At 64.1% G+C, this 15433-nt stretch carries 12 protein-coding genes; 10 read left to right on the forward strand and 2 right to left on the reverse strand.

The window, feature by feature from the left end:
- Positions 1–135: 135 nt before the first annotated feature.
- The 3 genes from ribA to ACROUL_RS03165 are packed head-to-tail and all read left to right on the forward strand — an operon-like array spanning position 136 to position 3664.
- Positions 136–1224, forward strand: a complete 1089-nt coding sequence (gene ribA / locus ACROUL_RS03155; protein ID WP_431298096.1) for a GTP cyclohydrolase II — start codon at positions 136–138, stop codon at positions 1222–1224.
- Positions 1221–1718 carry a L,D-transpeptidase family protein gene (locus ACROUL_RS03160; protein WP_431298097.1) on the forward strand — a complete coding sequence of 166 codons (498 nt, stop codon included), beginning with the start codon at positions 1221–1223 and terminating at the stop codon, positions 1716–1718. Before ribA ends, ACROUL_RS03160 begins: the two co-directional genes overlap by 4 nt.
- A gap of 59 nt (positions 1719–1777) precedes the next feature.
- Positions 1778–3664 (forward strand): amylosucrase, encoded by a 1887-nt coding sequence (locus ACROUL_RS03165; RefSeq protein ID WP_431298098.1) that lies wholly within the window; start codon positions 1778–1780, stop codon positions 3662–3664.
- A 65-nt stretch (positions 3665–3729) separates the two neighbouring features.
- On the opposite strand, the gene ACROUL_RS03170 is transcribed toward ACROUL_RS03165, so the two are convergent.
- Positions 3730–4401, reverse strand: coding sequence for a YggS family pyridoxal phosphate-dependent enzyme (locus ACROUL_RS03170; RefSeq protein WP_431298099.1), 672 nt, complete (start codon positions 4399–4401; stop codon positions 3730–3732).
- 186 nt (positions 4402–4587) lie between these two features.
- A complete protein-coding gene (locus ACROUL_RS03175) occupies positions 4588–5568 on the reverse strand; it encodes a porin (protein WP_431298100.1) in 981 nt (326 codons plus the stop codon).
- Between the two features lie 253 nt (positions 5569–5821).
- On the opposite strand from ACROUL_RS03175, the gene ACROUL_RS03180 reads away from it, so the two are divergent.
- From ACROUL_RS03180 to gntH, 7 genes are all read left to right on the forward strand, one after another.
- Positions 5822–6337 carry a DUF3576 domain-containing protein gene (locus tag ACROUL_RS03180; RefSeq protein ID WP_431298101.1) on the forward strand — a complete coding sequence of 172 codons (516 nt, stop codon included), beginning with the start codon at positions 5822–5824 and terminating at the stop codon, positions 6335–6337.
- Positions 6338–6460: 123 nt separating this feature from the next.
- Positions 6461–9007 carry a leucine--tRNA ligase gene (gene leuS, locus ACROUL_RS03185; RefSeq protein ID WP_431298102.1) on the forward strand — a complete coding sequence of 849 codons (2547 nt, stop codon included), beginning with the start codon at positions 6461–6463 and terminating at the stop codon, positions 9005–9007.
- Complete coding sequence (gene lptE / locus ACROUL_RS03190; RefSeq protein WP_431298103.1) at positions 8994–9548, forward strand: LPS assembly lipoprotein LptE; 555 nt, start codon at positions 8994–8996, stop codon at positions 9546–9548. The genes leuS and lptE overlap by 14 nt, the downstream gene beginning before the upstream one ends.
- Positions 9545–10558 (forward strand): DNA polymerase III subunit delta, encoded by a 1014-nt coding sequence (holA, locus tag ACROUL_RS03195; protein WP_431298104.1) that lies wholly within the window; start codon positions 9545–9547, stop codon positions 10556–10558. The genes lptE and holA overlap by 4 nt, the downstream gene beginning before the upstream one ends.
- Positions 10559–10713: 155 nt before the next feature.
- A complete protein-coding gene (locus ACROUL_RS03200; RefSeq protein WP_431298105.1) occupies positions 10714–11562 on the forward strand; it encodes a transporter in 849 nt (282 codons plus the stop codon).
- 210 nt (positions 11563–11772) lie between these two features.
- Entirely contained in the window at positions 11773–14148 is a 2376-nt protein-coding gene (locus ACROUL_RS03205; protein WP_431298106.1) for an arylsulfatase, read from the forward strand.
- Positions 14149–14233: 85 nt separating this feature from the next.
- A complete protein-coding gene (gene gntH, locus ACROUL_RS03210; protein ID WP_431298107.1) occupies positions 14234–15379 on the forward strand; it encodes a guanitoxin biosynthesis MBL fold metallo-hydrolase GntH in 1146 nt (381 codons plus the stop codon).
- Positions 15380–15433 lie beyond the last annotated feature (54 nt).

The following is a 15433-nucleotide window of genomic DNA, read 5'->3' on the forward strand; positions in this document are numbered from 1 at the left end:
GCCTTCGCTGTGAGATGCGCCTCGATCACGAAGCGCGCAAGATTTGCGACGAATTCCTCACGCGGACGTGTCGGTCTGGCGGTGAATGTTTCAATTCCTTCGGGCGAAGGCTACAGAAGGGCGCAGGAGAGACGCATGACCCTTGCCCTGAGCATCATCGAACGGCTGACCCGCGCGCGGGGCGACCTGCGCATGGGTGTGCCGGTTGTGCTGTCCGGCGGTGGCGAAGCGGCGCTGGTGGTGGCGGTCGAGGCGCTGGATGCAGCGCGGCTGGCCGACCTGCGGGGGTTCGGCGCGCCGGTTCTGGCGTTGACGGCACGGCGGGCCGAAACACTGAAAGCCCGCGCCTATGACGGTGATCTGGCGCGGATCGCCCTGCCAGCCGATGCGGGGCTGGAATGGGTGCGCGCGCTGGCCGATCCGGCGGATGACCTGCGGGTGCCGATGAAGGGGCCGCTGCAATCGCTGCGCGACGGTCGGGCAGACCTGCACCGTGCCGCGCTGGCCCTGGCGAAATCGGCGCACCTGTTGCCGGCGGCGCTGCTGGTGCCGGTGGCCGGTGCGGTGCCGCTGGCGGCGGCCAACGGGCTGACCCTCTTGACCCTGGAGGAGGTGGGGAAGGCCCTTTTGGCACTGTCACCGCTGGCCGAGGTGGTTTCGGCGCGGGTGCCGCTGGCGGCGGCAGAGGCCGGCCGCGTGCATATCTTCCGCCCCGAGGATGGCACCGAGGAGCATTACGCGATCGAAATCGGCAAGCCCGACCGCAGCAAGCCGGTGCTGGCGCGCATCCATTCCGCCTGCTTTACCGGCGATGTTCTGGGCAGCCTGAAATGCGATTGCGGGCCGCAGTTGAAGGCCGCGTTGCAGCAGATGGGGGCGGAAGGCGCGGGGGTGCTTTTGTACCTGAACCAGGAAGGGCGCGGCATTGGCCTTGCCAACAAGATGCGCGCCTATTCATTGCAGGATCAAGGGTTTGACACGGTCGAGGCGAACCATCGGCTGGGGTTCGAGGACGACGAGCGCGATTTTCGGATCGGTGCCGACATCCTGCGACGTATGGGGTTTTCGCAGGTGCGGCTGATGACGAACAACCCGAAGAAGATCGCGATGATGGAAGGCTGCGGGCTGACCGTTACCGAACGAGTGCCCTTGCATGTGGGCCAGACCGCGCAGAACCGGGGGTATCTGGCGACCAAGGCCGCGAAATCGGGGCATCTGCCGTGACGCCTGATGATCTGGTGGTGACGCGCTGGGGGTTGCGGTTCCGGGGGCGGCAATTTCCCTGCGTGTTGGGGCGCGGTGGCGTGACGGACCGCAAGCGCGAGGGCGACGGTGCCACGCCCCTTGGCACGCACCGGATCGTGGGGATGCTTTACCGCCCCGACCGGATGGCCCAGCCTGCCGACTGGGCGGTCCCGATCGGGCCGTTCGATCTCTGGTCCGATGATCCGCGCGACGAGGATTACAACCTGATGGTCCGCGCCCCGCACCGTTTCAGCCACGAAGCGTTGCACCGTGCCGACCCGATGTATGACATGATCCTGATCACCGACTGGAACTGGCCCGATGCCGTGCCAGGCCGGGGCTCGGCGATCTTTGTTCACGCGTGGCGCAGGCCACACGCGCGCACGGCGGGTTGCGTCGCGCTGGCAGCCCGCGACCTGCGCTGGATCGCACCGCGCATCAAGCATCGCAGCCGCCTGATCATTCAGGGCTGACCCCTTCCCAAAACGCTTTGGACCGCATAATCTGCCCCCGTCAAAGGGAGGACACCTGCATGGCCAGACCGCCGTCCACAGTGGATGACGAGATTTTCGATTTGCGTCTGGCACGCTCGGCGCCCGATCTGTGGCCGATGCTGGACGCGATCTATGGCCACCGCGAGGATTACGCCGATTTCCGCGCCGCGTTGTTGAAGGTGCTGAAGAAGGGCTGGAAGGACCGCCCCGCCGACCTGAAATCGCTGGATCTGAAGCGCGATCTGGAGCCGGACTGGTTTCAGCGGCCCGACATGGCCGGGTATGTGTTCTACATCGACCGCTTTGCCGGCACACTGCGCGGCATCCTCGACAAGCTGGATTATCTTGAGGATCTGGGCATCACCTATGTCCACCTGATGCCCTGCCTCAAGCCGCGCCCCGGTGACAGCGACGGCGGCTATTCGGTGATGGACTACCGCCAGATCAACCCGGCCTACGGCACGATGGAAGATTTCGAGGCGGTCAGTGCCGCACTTCGGGCGCGGGGCATTTCGCTTTGCATCGACCTTGTGCTGAACCACACAGCCAAGGAACATGCTTGGGCCAAGAAGGCGGCCAAGGGCGATGCTACCTATCAGGAATACTACCTGATGTTCGACACGCCCGACGTGCCGCGCCGCTACGAGCAATCGCTGGTCGAGGTGTTTCCCGACAACGCGCCGGGCAATTTCACCTATTACCCCGGCATCGGGAAATGGGTCTGGACCACGTTCAACGAACACCAGTGGGATCTGAACTGGGCCAACCCGACGGTGTTTCTGGAAATCGTCGAGATCATGCTGTTCCTTGCCAACCGGGGCGTCGATGTGTTGCGGCTGGATGCGGTGGCGTTCATGTGGAAGCGGATGGGCACGCGCTGCCAGTCGGAACCAGAGGTTCACATGCTGCTGCAGGCGCTGCGGGCCTGTTCGCGGATTGCCTCGGCTGCCGTGCTGCATCTGGAGGAGGCAATCGTCGCGCCGGCGGAAATGCTGCCCTATCTTGGGCGCGGCAGGCATGACGGGCGCGAGGGCAACCTCGCCTATCACAACAGCCTTATGGTGCAGTTCTGGGGGGCGCTGGCGACGCGGGATACCCGTTTGATGACGCATGTGCTGGGCACGCATTTCCCGGACCGGCTGACCAATGCGACCTATGCCACCTACATCCGCTGCCACGATGATATCGGCTGGGCGATCACCGATGAGGATGCGGCGGCGGTGGGGGCGACGGGGCATGGGCACCGCAACTTCCTGTCGGATTTCTACGAGGGCAGTTTCCCCGGCACCTTTGCCAAGGGTGCGCTCTTTCAGGTGAACGAGGCGACGGGGGACAAGCGGATTTCCGGCACCTTCGCCTCGCTTGCAGGGTTGGAGCAGGCAGTTGAGGCGGGCGACGCGGCGGGGGTGGAGGCGGCGGTGCAGCGCATCCTGATGGGGCATGCGTTGATCGCTTCCTACGGGGGCATTCCGCTGATCTACATGGGCGACGAGTTGGCGCTGACCAATGACTACGGGTATCTTCAGGTGCCCGAGCATGCCCATGACAGCCGGTGGATTCATCGGCCGGTGATGGACTGGGCGGTGGCGGGGCATCGGCATGACGGGGCCAGCCCCGGCGCGCGGGTGTTCTGGGGGACGAAGGCCATTCTTGCGCGGCGGCGGGCGGTATCGGCGCTGCATGGGTGCGTGCCGGTGAAGGTGGTCAGCGCGGGGGTGGACGGGGTGTTCGCGTTCCTGCGGGCGGCGCCGACGGGGGTGGTGCTGTGCCTGTTCAACTTTACCGAAGGGTGGCGGCGGGTGCCGGAGGCTTGGGTGCGGGGGGTGGGGGTCACGCAGATGCATGACCTTTTGTCGGACCACCCGGTGGAGGTTTTTGACGGGCACGTGGCCCTGCCGCCTTATGCGAGGGTGTGGCTGGCCTGAGGGGGGTGTCCCACGGTGGGACACATTTGCGGGCTTATTGATTTCAAGGGGTTGCGGCCACGAATTTACCCTTTGTCAGGATTTGTCCCGTAATCCCGCGCGCCGAAGATGGCGGAGCCGACGCGGATGTGGGTAGCGCCGTGGGCGATTGCCGCCTCGAAATCGCTGCTCATGCCCATCGACAGGCCGGAAAGGCCGTGGTCGGCGGCCATCTGCGCCAGCAGGGCGAAATGCGGGGTGCTGTCTTCGGCTTCGGGTGGGATGCACATCAGACCGTGCAGGGGCAGGTCCATCGCGCGGCAATCGGTCACGAAGGCGGACAGGTCGGCGGGCAGGACGCCGGCCTTTTGCGGTTCGGCGCCGGTGTTGACCTGCACGAAAAGCTGCGGGCTGGTGCCGCGTGCCTGCGCGAGGCCGGCCAGTTTCTGCGCCAGCGACGGGCGGTCAAGGGTGTGGATCGCGTCGAAAAGATCGACCGCAAGCTTGGCCTTGTTGGTCTGCAACGGGCCGATCATGTGGACGCTGACGGCATCGAAGCGGGCGCGCAGATCGGGCCATTTGGCGGCAGCCTCTTGCACGTAATTTTCGCCGAACACGCGGTGGCCCTGTTCCAGCACGGCGACGACGCGGTCAAGCGGCTGCACCTTTGACACGGCGATCAGGGTAACTGAACCCGGCGCGCGGCCAGCGGCCAGCGTGGCGGCCTGCATCCGTGCGGTGATGTCGGTCAATCCCATGCTGGCCCTTTGTCTTTCTTGGCGCATGAGGATCATGGTGCCACGCCGAAGGGAAGAGGAAAAGACCGGCGGTCCAAACACCGGGACCTAACGGAAAAGAGTGGGACTTAACGGATAAGGGTGGGCCCAAAATGAAAAGAGCGGGCACAAGGCCCGCTCTTTCCAGTATCGTCTGACCCCGAAGGATTAGAACGAGAACTTCACACCGATGTCGTAGGCGTCGTCGTCGATGTCGTTGATCGAGGTGTTGGCGTAGCCGCCAGCAACGGTTGCGCCGCCGCCGAGGTCGTAGGAAGCGCCAAGGCCCCACGATTCGATGTCGATGCCGGTCGTGTCGCCGTTCAGGTCCGACTTGCGGTAGAAGGCGGTCGCGGTGAGGGCGTCCATCGTGTAGTCAGCCGACAGAGCATACTGCTCGCCGCCCAGATCGATACCGAACAGGTCGCCGCCAACGTCGGCGTAGATACCTTTCAGGGTCACAGCACCGAAGGTGGCCGAACCACCAAGGGTGATGTGCTGCACGTCGCCGTCGCTGACGCCATTGGTGTCAACCGAAAGCTGTTCGAAGCCGATGCCGACAGTGTAGGCGCCAGCCGAGTACTTGGCACCAGCCGCGTAGGCTTGGCCTTCAACGGTGTCGCCGCTGACCGGAGTCACAACCGAATGACCCGGTTCCGAAGCCGACAGGTAGAACGACAGAGCGCCGGTCGAGTATTCGTACAGCGCGGTCGGGTCGCCGGTGATCGTGTACTGCTGAGTAGCGTCGGTGGTGTCGTCGAAGCCGCCAGCGCCGATGTAGATGATCTCGTTGGTGTCGCCGAGGCCGGTGTAGCCCACGCCCGAAACCTGACCGGTTGCCATCAGAGCAGCGCCGTCAACGTCGCCCATCGACAGTTTGCCGAACGCGCCGCTGATGAAGACTGCGCCAGCTTGACCGCCGGAAGCGCCTTCGGAGTTGTCAGCACGGAGCGCAGCGCCGAATGCCAGACCGCCATCGGTTTCACCCGACATCGAGAAGGCAACGCGAGCACGGCTGCTGAACGACAGGTCCGAGTCACCCCAGCTGTCAAGTACGCCCATGCGAGCGTCGCCCGAGACGGTCACTTCGGCGGCGGCGAAGCCAGCGCTGCCAGCGAGCAACGTGGTCGCAAGAAGAAGCTTTTTCATGTCTTTTCCCTCTTTCTTCAAGGTAGCCCCACCGCAGGGGAATCCGCAGGGGTATGCAGCGTATTTCTACTGCCGAGGGGCAGATTGCAACGCCAACGGACCGGTGGTTGGAAAACGCTTCCTGAAATGGTGCAGCAAAGTCACAGGTCGAAATCCGCCCCCCTCGCGGGCGCGCGGAATGGTTGGAGTGAAAGCGCTTGGCACGACTTGGTGCGTCGGCTAGACACGGACCGAAGGCTTTGAGGGTGTCTCTATGATCTTGCAACGCGTCGCACGGGTGGCACTCGGACTGGGTTTGGCTTCGCTGGTTGGGGCTTGCGGGATGTTCCAGCAGCCCTCTACCGCCGCACAACTGACCAGCCAGGAACTTGCCGATCAGCAGCGCGAGAACATTGCCGCGAACGCCCGCTATCAAGAGCCGGATTCGACGATCTGGGACCTGTTTTCGGACGCCGACAACCCGAACACCACGGTCGAGGTGAACCGCTATATCTGGCAGGCGAGCCTTGAGGTGCTGAATTTCCTGCCGATCGAATCGGTTGACCCGTTCACCGGGGTGATCGTGACCGGCTACGGCCGCCCGCCGGGCGGAGGTCGCGCCTACCGCGCAACGGTCTATGTGCAGGACCCGGCCCTGGATGCGCGCAGCCTGAAGGTGGCGTTGCAGGGGCAGGGCGGCGCGGCGGTGGCGCCGGAAACCACGCGCGCGGTGGAAGATGCGATCCTGACTCGGGCGCGGCAGTTGCGGATTCGCGACAGCAAGCTTTGAGCGCGAAGCGGGGGTTTTGCACCCCCGCACCCCCGCAGGATATTTCCGCAAAGAGGAAGCAGGGGTGGACCTTCGCCCCGGCACCGGGTTAATTCCGCGCTGACCCGAGACAAGAGGACCAAGATGTCGCGTTATGACCCCGCCGTGATCGAACCCAAATGGCAGCACGCCTGGGACGAGGCCGGGGTGTTCCTCGCGCGGCGCGATCCGGCCAAGCCGAAGTATTACGTGCTGGAGATGTTCCCCTATCCGTCGGGGCGCATCCACATGGGGCATGTGCGCAACTATACGATGGGCGACGTGGTGGCGCGGTTCAAGGCCGCCAAGGGGTATTCGGTGCTGCATCCGATGGGGTGGGATGCGTTCGGGATGCCGGCGGAGAACGCCGCGATGGAGCGGGGCGGGCATCCGAAGGACTGGACGTATCAGAACATCGCCGACATGCGCGGGCAGATGAAGCCCCTGGGGTTGTCGATCGACTGGAGCCGGGAGTTCGCGACCTGCGATCCAGAGTATTACGGGCAGCAGCAGTCGATGTTTCTGGATATGCTGGCTGCCGGGCTGATCTACCGCAAGGCCGCGATGGTGAACTGGGACCCGGTCGACATGACGGTTCTGGCCAACGAGCAGGTGATCGACGGGCGGGGCTGGCGGTCGGGCGCGCTGGTGGAGCGGCGCGAGCTGACGCAGTGGTTCTTCAAGATCAGTGATTATTCGGGCGAATTGCTGGACGCGCTGGACGGGCTGACGAACTGGCCGGAGAAGGTGCGCCTGATGCAGGCGAACTGGATCGGGAAATCGCGCGGCTTGCAGTTTGCCTTCACCACCCACGGCGCGCCGGAGGGGTTCGACCGGCTGGAGGTGTATACGACGCGGCCCGATACGCTGCTGGGCGCCAGTTTCGCGGCGATCAGCCCGGATCACCCCTTGGCCAAGCATCTGGAGCGGCATGACCCGAAGGTCGCGGCCTTTGTGGCCGAGTGTCGGCGCGGTGGCACCAGTGCGGAAGCCATCGAGACGGGCGAGAAGCTGGGGATGGATACCGGGATCACGGTCCTGCATCCCTTTGACGAGGATTGGCAACTGCCGGTCTACATCGCCAACTTCATCCTGATGGATTACGGAACGGGCGCGATCTTTGGCTGCCCGGCGCATGACCAGCGCGATTTCGAGTTTGCGACAAAGTATGGCCTGCCGATTCCGCCGGTGTTCGTGGCAGAGGGGCTGCCGGAGATGCCGCTGGTCGAGGCTTTCGTGCCGATGAAATCCGAACGCGTCACCTATGTGCGCGGGTTTGCGGGCGAGGCGACGCAGACGGGCGAGGCCGCCGTCGCCGCCGCGATTGCGGAGTGCGAGGCGCGGGGGGTCGGGCGGGGCGTCACCAACTACCGTTTGCGGGACTGGGGCCTGAGCCGGCAACGGTATTGGGGCTGCCCGATTCCCGTTGTGCATTGCGACACCTGTGGCGTGGTGCCGGAGGCGAAGGAAAACCTGCCGGTTCGGCTGCCTGATGACGTGACCTTCGACAAGCCGGGCAATCCCCTTGACCGCCATCCGACGTGGCGCGATTGCGCCTGCCCGAAATGCGGTGCGCCTGCCAAGCGTGAGACGGACACGATGGATACCTTCGTGGATTCCAGCTGGTATTACGCCCGCTTCACCTCGCCCCACGCCGCGACGCCGACGGATGCCGAGGATGCCGCCTACTGGATGAACGTCGACCAGTATATCGGCGGGATCGAGCATGCGATTTTGCACCTGCTTTACAGCCGCTTCTTTGCGCGGGCGATGCACAAGACGGGGCATTTGCCCGCGTCTGCCATCGAGCCGTTCAATGCCCTGTTTACGCAAGGCATGGTGACGCACGAGATCTACAAGACGACCGACGCGCAGGGCCGCCCGGTTTATCATCTGCCCGAAGATGTGGTGGACGGAAAGCTGCGCGACGGCACGGCGGTCGAGGTGATCCCCTCGGCCAAGATGTCGAAATCAAAGAAGAACGTCGTCGACCCGATGAACATCATCGCGCAGTTTGGAGCCGACACCGCGCGCTGGTTCGTGATGTCGGACAGCCCGCCGGAGCGGGATGTGGAGTGGACTTCTTCGGGCGCGGATGCGGCGTTCAAGCATCTGTCCCGCGTCTGGACGCTGTGTGCGCGGATCGGCGAGATGCCGGCGGACCATGTGGGCGAGGGCGACGATGCGCTGTTGCGGGCGACCGCTAAGGCGGTGGACGAGGTGACGCGCGGGATCGAGACCTTTGCCTTCAACAAGGCCATTGCGTCGCTTTACGCCTTTACCAACACGCTGTCGAAGGCCAACGCCTCCACCCCGGCGATGAAGCATGGGGTCCGCACGCTGGCACAGCTGATGTCACCGATGGTGCCGCATATCGCGGAATCGATCTGGACGTATCAGGGCGGCGCGGGGCTGTGCGCGCAGGCATCTTGGCCCGTGGCGGACCCGGCGCTGTTGATCGACGATACCGTGACGCTGCCGATCCAGATCAACGGCAAGCGGCGGGCGGAAATCAGCGTGCCGAAGGATATGCCCGCCGCCGAGGTTGAAAAGATCGCCCTCGCGGACGAAGCTGTGGTGAAATTCCTTGCCGGGCAGCCGGTGAAGAAGATCATCGTCGTTCCGGGGCGCATCATCAATGTCGTCGTCTGAAGCAGACCCCAGAGCAGGGTTCCCACCCACCCCATCCCTCTCGCAAAGCGGGGGGAGGGAGGCGCTGTCGCGGCGCAGCCTGATCCTGGCGCCTCTGGTGCTGGCGGCCTGCGGCTTTACCCCGGCGTACGGGCCTGGGGCGGCGGCGACCAAGCTGGTGGAAACCGTGCGGGTGGCCGACCCTTACGACAAGAACAGCTTCGATCTGGTCGAGCGGCTGGAAGAGCGGCTGGGCCGCCCGGAAAGCCACCTTTATGATCTTGCCTACACCATTCGCACCGACGTCTTCGGCGTGGGCGTCACCACCGACAACGAGATCACGCGCTACAATCTGAAGGGTGTGATCGACTTTACGCTGACCGAAAAGGCAACCGGTGCGCGGCTGACAGGCGGGCAGGTGCAAAGCTTTACCGCCTATTCGGCCACCGGATCGACCGTTGCCGGCCTTGCCGCCGAAGAGGACGCGGCCTTGCGGCTGATGCGGATTCTGGCCGACCAGATCGTCACGCGGCTGATCGCAGCCTCTGCCGCCTTTCCATGATCCTGAAAGGGGTCGAAGCCAGCCGCTATTTCGCCAAGCCCGATCCGGGGCGACCCGGCCTGTTGATCTTTGGCACCGATCCGATGCGCGTGGCGCTGCGGCGGCAAGAGGTGATCGCCGCCCTGATCGGGCCGCAGGGCGAGGGAGAGATGCGGCTGTCGCGCATGTCGGGTGGCGATCTGCGCAAGGATGGCAGCCTGCTTCTGGACGCGATCAAGGCGGTGGGGTTCTTCCCCGGCCCGCGCGTGGCCTTTGTGGAGGATGCGACCGACACGCTGGCCGAACCGATCGGTGTGGCGTTGAAGGAGTGGAAACCGGGCGATGCGACGATTGTCGTCACCGGCGGCGGGCTGACCGGGAAATCGGCGCTGAAGACGCTGTTCGACAAGCATCCGGCGGCGGTGTGCATCGGGCTTTATGACGAACCACCCAGCCGGGAGGAGATCGAGGAGGCGCTGAAGAAGGCCGGCCTGCGCGATATCGACCGCGAGGCGATGACCGACCTGAATACGCTTGCGCGCGCGCTGGACCCCGGCGATTTCCGCCAGACGCTGGAGAAGATCGCGCTGTACAAATACGGCGATGCAACGCCCCTGACCCCTGCCGATGTGGCGGCGATGGCGCCTGCCACCATCGAGGCCGAGGTGGACGATCTGATCGACGCCGTGGCCGAGGGGCGGGCGAATGCCATCGGCCCGCTGTTCCGGCGGCTGGAAGGGCAGGGCGTGCTGCCGGTGACGATCTGCATCGGGGCGCTCAGGCATTTCCGCATCCTGCATGCGGCGGCTGCGGATCCCGGGGGGCCGGGGGTGGGCATCCAGAAGGCCAGGGTGAACTTCAAGCAGAAGGACGCGATGGGGCGGCAGGCCGGGCAATGGGGGATGCGGGCGCTGGAGGCGGCGGTGGCGCAGCTACTGGAGACCGACCTGACGCTGCGATCCACCTCGCGCGCGCCGGGGATGGCGCTGATGGAACGCGCGCTGATCCGGATTGCCATGAGCCGGCGCTAGGTGCGGGGCGGGCGGATTGGACCGCCATTGATTTCTTGCGTCACGGTAACGAATGCGCTCATATGAAACGGTTAATGACCGCCGCGGGGTGCAGCCAGGAGGCTGAGAACTTACACGCGCCTTGATCAGTAAACCTTACATGGGACATTTGTATCATGGGACTGGCGACAAATATTGGGCCGCAAATTCTTCGGGATATCCTGACGACCCGACAAACGGGAGCATTCGCGACGGCAGTCTGTGCCGTCGCCGCGCTGCAAGGCACTGCGGTTTCGGCCCAGAGCACGGATGAGCTGGCAAGGCAGCTTTCGAACCCGGTCGCGTCGTTGATCAGTGTGCCTTTCCAGGGCAACTTCGATTTCGGCGGTGGCGAGGATGGGGACGGGAATGCGTTCACGCTGAACATCCAGCCGGTGGTGCCGATTTCGCTGAATGACAATTGGACCCTGATTTCGCGCACGATCCTGCCGCTGACCTACCGCGATTACGCCGCGTTGCCGGATTCGCATGTTTCGGGCATCGGCGATATCACGCAAAGCTTCTTCTTTTCGCCCAAGCAAAGCGTCAATGGCGTGACCTGGGGTGTCGGTCCGGTGTTCCTGTTGCCGACGGCAAGCGATGACCGGACCGGATCGGGCAAGTGGGGCGCCGGTCTGACCGCGGTGGTTCTGAAGCAGACCGGGCCGTGGACGCTGGGTGCGCTTGTCAACCATATCTGGTCGGTCGGCGGCGACGATGATCGGGCCGACATAAGCTCGACGTTCTTGCAGCCGTTCATGTCTTACGGGCTTGGCGACGGGCAGACGCTGTCGCTGAATACCGAGTCGAGCTACAACTGGGAAACCGAGCAGTGGCTGGTTCCGATCAACGCGGGCTATTCCAAGGTGTTCAAGGCCGGTAACCAGCTGATGAGCTGGCAGGCCGGTGTGAAATACTTTGCGGAAGGCCCCGAAGGAGCACCGGAGTGGGGTCTGCGCACGAGTTTGACCCTGCTGTTTCCGTAACCCGAAAAAGACGCGCTGCGCGGCGCGTCGATCTGGATTTCGGGCCTGATACCAACGGCCCGATCATCCCCCGGCAGGAGCGAGACGAATGGTCTTGATATGCATCAATGCAGCGGCCGGCCCCGGCCTGTAGCCGGGTGGCATGTCTGCTGCGTGATCCCGATCGGATGACGCAGCTTCCGACAGAGGCCTGGATGAGGACGCAATCAGATGACTGATACGAGCAAGAAGATTCGCACCCACCTTCCGATGCGCAACGTCGCGCGGCAGGGCCTTATCACCTTTGACGCACGGGATCCGGACACCAAGTTTCCACCGATCGAAATGCTGCGGCCGCCGAAGGGGGCGCCGAACGTCCTGATCGTGCTGATCGACGATGCGGGCTTTGGCTCATCCAGCGCCTTTGGCGGGCCCTGCCAGACGCCGACGGCCGAGAAACTGGCCGCGAGCGGGTTGAAGATGAACCGCTTTCACACCACCGCGCTGTGTTCGCCCACGCGGCAGGCGCTGCTGACGGGCCGCAACCACCATTCCGCCGGCATGGGCGGCATCACCGAAACCGCGACCGGTGCGCCGGGCTACAGCTCGATCTTGCCGAACTCGATGTCGCCCTTGGCGCGGACGCTGAAGCTGAACGGCTATTCGACTGCGCAGTTCGGCAAGTGCCACGAGGTTCCGGTCTGGGAGACAAGCTCCATCGGCCCGTTCGATGCTTGGCCGACCGGCGGCGGCGGCTTTGAATACTTCTACGGCTTCATCGGCGGCGAGGCGAACCAGTGGTATCCCGCGCTTTACGAAGGCACCAAGCCGGTTGACCCGGACAAGACGCCCGAAGAGGGTTACCACCTGGTCGAGGACATGACCGACAAGGCGATCAACTGGATCAACCAGCAGAAATCGCTGGCCAGCGACAAGCCGTTCTTCATCTATTTCGCGCCCGGTGCCACCCATGCACCCCACCATGTTCCGAAGGAGTGGGCCGACAAGTACAAGGGCAAGTTCGACGGCGGCTGGGACAAGCTGCGCGAGGAAACCATCGCGCGCCAGAAGAAGCTGGGTGTGATTCCGGCCGATACCGAATTGACCGCCCGGCACGACGAGATCCCAAGCTGGAATGAGACGCCAGATGACTTCAAGCCGGTGCTGCGCCGCGAGATGGAAGTCTATGCCGGCTTCATGGAATACACCGACCACCACGTTGGCCGCCTGATCGAAAACCTTGAACGGATGGGCATCCTTGAAGACACGCTGATCTACTACATTATCGGCGACAACGGCGCCTCGGCCGAGGGTGGCATCAACGGCTGCTTCAACGAGATGAGCTATTTCAACGGCCTGCAAGACCTTGAAACGCCCGAATACCTGAACGCGCGGCTGGACAAGCTGGGCGGGCCGGAATCCTACAACCACTATGCGGTTGCCTGGGCCCATGCGATGAACACGCCCTACCAGTGGACCAAGCAGGTGGCGTCGCACTTTGGCGGCACCCGCAACGGCACCATCGTGCATTGGCCCAAGGGCATCGCGGCCAAGGGCGAGGTGCGGTCGCAGTTCACCCATGTGATCGACGTGGCCCCGACGATCCTTGAGGCGGCAGGTCTGCCCGAACCGGTCGAGGTTTACGGCGTGGCGCAGGATCCGATCGAAGGCGTCAGCATGATGTATGCCTTTGCCGATGCGAAGGCGCCGGAACGCCACGAAACCCAGTATTTCGAGATGTTCGGCAACCGCGGCATCTATCACAAGGGCTGGACGGCGGTGACCAAGCACGTCACGCCCTGGAAGGCCGCGACCACAAAGACCATTCCTCTGGATGACGACGTCTGGGAGCTTTACGACACGACGAAGGACTGGAGCCAGTCGCGCAACCTTGCCAAGGAGATGCCCGACAAGTTGCACGAGTTGCAGCGGCTGTGGATCATCGAGGCGACCCGCTACAAGGTTCTTCCGATCGACGACCGGTTGCTTGAGAAGATCAACCCCGATGTCGCGGGGCGGCCGGTCCTGATCAAGGGCAAGTCGCAGCTTCTGTTCCAGGGCATGGGGCGGCTGTCGGAAAACACCGTCCTGAACATCAAGAACAAGTCGCATGCGGTGACCGCCGAGCTTGATGTGCCGGAAGGCGGTGCCGAGGGCGTGATCATCTCGCAGGGCGCGGATATCGGCGGGTGGAGCCTTTATGCCCACAAGGGCAAGCTGAAGTACTGCTACAACTGGGGCGGCTTCAAGCGGTTCTACGTCGAGGCGTCGAAGCCCATTCCGACAGGTCGGCATCAGGTGCGGATGGAGTTCGCCTATGACGGTGGCGGGCTTGGCAAGGGCGGCACGGCGACCCTGTATCAGGACGGCGAGAAGGTGGGCGAGGGCCGGGTGGACGCCACGCTTGCCATGATCTTCTCGGCCGACGATGGCTGCGACGTGGGCAAGGATACCGGTGCCCCGGTGTCCGAGGACTATGGCCAGAAAGGTAATGAGTTCAATGGTCTGGTCCGTGGCGTGCAGCTGGCGATCGCCGAAGACGCGGAAGATGTGGATCACCTGATCCGGCCGGAAGACGCAATCGCCATGGCGATGGCGCGGCAGTAGAACCGAACGGGGGCGGCGCTTCGGTGCCGCCCTTCGGCCCCTGGGGCCAAGACGCTTTACATGGAAATGAACTGAGGAGATTGCCTTGAACAAAACTGCAGCACTGCCATTGCCGACATTTGCGGGCGGGACAAAAGCGATCACCTTCACTCCGGTCGTCGGCTCGCCGAAGCGCGCCTATGCGGAAGACTATGTGCCGGGCACCGAACCGCTGGAAGATGGTGAGTTGCGCGTCAGCATCCTTGGCAGCGGCAACCCTTGGGTCACGCGGGCGCAGGCCTGTGGCAGCGTCCTGGTCGAGATCGGGAATGCCGAGCGTGACATGATCGTCTTCGACCTTGGGACCGGCTGCCTTGCCAACTATGCCAGCCTGAAACTGCCGGTGAACAAGCTGAACAAGGTGTTCCTGACGCACCTGCACGCAGACCATTTCTCGGACCTGATCCCGCTGGTCGGCAGCTATTCCAAGGTGGGCCGGGCCGACGGTCCGATCTATGTCTGGGGGCCCAGTGGCGACACGCCGCGGCTTGGCACCAAGCACATGGTCGCCTCGGTCGAGGAGGCGCTGGCTTGGGACACGGACGCCGGCAAGGGCGCCATCAACCCCGAGGCCGACAAGATCATTCTGGGCGGCGAGTTCGATTATCGCAAGACGCAGGTGGTTTACGAGGCCAACGGGGTGAAGATCACCTCGTTCCCGGTGATCCATGCGGCCAGCGGGCCGGTCGGATATCGGCTGGATTTTGCGGGGCTGACCTTGGTGCATTCGGGCGACACGCGCGCCGGGTGGCCGCTGGTGCGGGCAAGCGAAGGCAGCGTGGACCTGCTGATCCACGAATGCTTCCCGCCGGCTGAGCAGCTTGCGGCGGCTTCGGGGCTTTCGATCGAGCGCGCGACCATGGCGCTGAACGCGGCCCACACATCCCCCGTGGCTGCGGCCAAGGTGTTCGGTCTGGTCAAGCCGCGCATGGCAGGGCTTTGGCACACGCCGATGCTGTCGCTGGATGTGGCGCCGATGATCTTCAAGGAAATCGGGTCGCTTTACGACGGTGCGGTGGTGCAGACGCAGGACCTGACCGTGTTCAACGTCACGAAGGATGCCGTCGTCGCCCGTCAGGCGAAGGTCGAGGATTCGCTGCCGTTCATCCCGGGCGTGCAGACCAAGCCCTTCACCCCGACTGCCGTTCCCGGCCCGGAATGGTGGGCGAAGGAACTGATCCCGCTGGAATGAGCCGCGACGGCGCAATCCGCGGCGCGACGGTAGGCCAAGGGAGATCCAGTTTTC

Source organism: Tabrizicola sp. BL-A-41-H6, assembly GCF_050632395.1.
GTDB lineage: Bacteria > Pseudomonadota > Alphaproteobacteria > Rhodobacterales > Rhodobacteraceae > JAUYQR01.